Raw genomic sequence first — 2,500 nt, 5'->3', positions numbered from 1 at the left:
TGATCTCCCCCAAGAGCTCACATCGACGGGGGGGTTTGGCACCTCGATGTCGGCTCGTCACATCCTGGGGCTGGAGAAGGTCCCAAGGGTTGGGCTGTTCGCCCATTAAAGTGGCACGCGAGCTGGGTTCAGAACGTCGTGAGACAGTTCGGTCTCTATCTGCTGTGGGCGTTAGAAATTTGAGTGGATTTGACTTTAGTACGAGAGGACCGAGTTGAACTAACCTCTGGTGTATCTGTTGTTCCGCCAGGAGCACTGCAGAGTAGCTACGTTGGGAAGGGATAAGCGCTGAAAGCATATAAGCGCGAAACCCACCACAAGATGAGATTTCTTTAAAGGGTCGTGGAAGATTACCACGTTGATAGGATACAGGTGTAAAGGCAGTAATGTCATAGCCGAGTATTACTAATAACCCATAGGCTTATGTATAGTTCCCGACCTTCGGGTCGGGACGCAAACTCTTTTGATAATTTACGATATGATTTTACTAATATGTTAACTTATACAGTTGCAATATACTGAACGATTTAAGGTGATTATCGCAATGGGGCTCACCTCTTTCCATCCCGAACAGAGAAGTTAAGCCCATTTGCGCCGATGGTACTGCCAATGGTGGGAGAGTAGGTCGTTGCCTTTCTTTTAAACCTCAATCTTTATAGATTGAGGTTTTTTTTGCTCTAAACTCAAATGAAAAATAGTGCTTTTAACATAATTACCCTTCTTCTTATATTATAAATAAAGCTTATATAATTTTAATAATCCTAAATTCAAGATATTTCATAGAAAATAAAAAGAATGAAGTACTATTAAGTATCCCAAACTTATGCAGTACAATTATGTACTAAAAAAAAGGATTATAAGTATCTTGATAATCACCAGAGACGGAAAATGAAGATTTATTAGAAGAAAGGAGTAATAAAAATATTGATTGTAACTTATGAATGAGCAATATCGAATAAAAATGATTTTAGAGGGTATATTATCGAGATTAAATTAGAATATAAACTTAAAAGAAGGTGAAAAATAAGCTGCCTATATTCTTTAAAAAATAAGAATAAACAGAAAGCGATATACTACGTTAATATTCCAAGGAATTAGAAAAGAGTATATAGTTAAAACAGGCTAGAAGAAAACAAAAAATCTATACTTAAATTTTTTATTGATGTTAAAACAAACTTTTTTAAATAGTATATAAGATTATTATTACCATTATTAAGTAGCTCTTCAGAATAATAAATATAATTTCACTACAGTTTTCAAATATCAGCGAAGTAAAGAAGAGCATAATAGTGGTTGATTTATAGTTTACACAAGTAAGAAATTCACAGATATACTATTAACTTAAGCTAGTTTTAGTAACTGATCAAGAGTAATTCATTAACAAATCAATAAAATATGGGATTAATATTAGAGTTAAGTATTTAAGAAACAGGGTAAAAAAAAATACTTAAAAGAAAAGGATAGAAAGGTAGTTGTTATGTTGAAAAAGGAATCTATATTTGCACCCGCTAAGGGAAAAACGAGTGCTACAGAGCATGAGTGAGATGCTTTAAAAGGTCATAAAAAATACTGGTTAAGATAGTTTTAATAAAGTGTAAAAAATAAGTTAAATATTACTTGTTTAGTACAGATTAAAGAGAGTATCTTTGCAGTCCGATTTAGGGTAAATAGTTCATTAAAATGTTGCGAAAATAACTTTAAAAAAAGTTTCAAAAAGTTTTGTCAGTTTTAGAAAAGTTTATAGATTTGCAACCGCTTTAAGAAAGCGATACGATCAGAGAAATTTTGGAATGATTTAGTAATAAAAATCAGTTAGTTCGAATCTAGCGTTTCTACAAAATTAGGATTTACAGCGAGTGTTTTACAGCATGAGTGCGATACCCTAAAAGTTCATTGAAAATATTGAAATTGACAGCGTAAACAAAGAGTAGAATAACCACGTTCTAATTCGTTAGAACAAATTCTTTTGAAACTTATTCATTAATATTATTTAAAATATACAATGAAGAGTTTGATCCTGGCTCAGGATGAACGCTAGCGGCAGGCTTAACACATGCAAGTCGAGGGGTAACATTGTGCTTGCACAGATGACGACCGGCGAACGGGTGCGTAACGCGTATAGAATCTGCCTTGTACAGGAGGATAGCCTTTAGAAATGAAGATTAACACTCCATAATGTATAGAAGAGGCATCTCTTTTATATTAAATATTTATAGGTACAAGATGACTATGCGTCCTATTAGCTAGATGGTAAGGTAACGGCTTACCATGGCAACGATAGGTAGGGGGTCTGAGAGGATTATCCCCCACACTGGTACTGAGACACGGACCAGACTCCTACGGGAGGCAGCAGTGAGGAATATTGGTCAATGGAGGCAACTCTGAACCAGCCATGCCGCGTGCAGGATGACTGCCCTATGGGTTGTAAACTGCTTTTATACAGGAAGAAACCGTGCTACGTGTAGCACCTTGACGGTACTGTAAGAATAAGGACCGGCTA

General features: G+C 35.6%; 3 rRNA genes (2 of these 3 running past the window's edge). All 3 read left to right on the top strand.

Features of this window, described 5'->3' with window-relative positions:
• Positions 1–429: ribosomal RNA gene (locus tag RRF68_RS04215) — 23S ribosomal RNA — on the top strand; it begins 2,456 nt to the left of the window's first position.
• A gap of 99 nt (positions 430–528) precedes the next feature.
• A 5S ribosomal RNA gene (gene rrf, locus RRF68_RS04210) occupies positions 529–637 on the top strand.
• 1,362 nt (positions 638–1,999) lie between these two features.
• A 16S ribosomal RNA gene (locus RRF68_RS04205) occupies positions 2,000–2,500 on the top strand; it runs 1,017 nt beyond the window's last position.

This window comes from Tenacibaculum sp. HL-MS23, from assembly GCF_032463465.1.
GTDB classification, from domain to species: Bacteria; Bacteroidota; Bacteroidia; order Flavobacteriales; family Flavobacteriaceae; genus Polaribacter; species Polaribacter bernardetii.
Note: the sequence above shows the minus strand (reverse complement) of the source record. Positions and strands in the feature narration are given on the sequence as shown.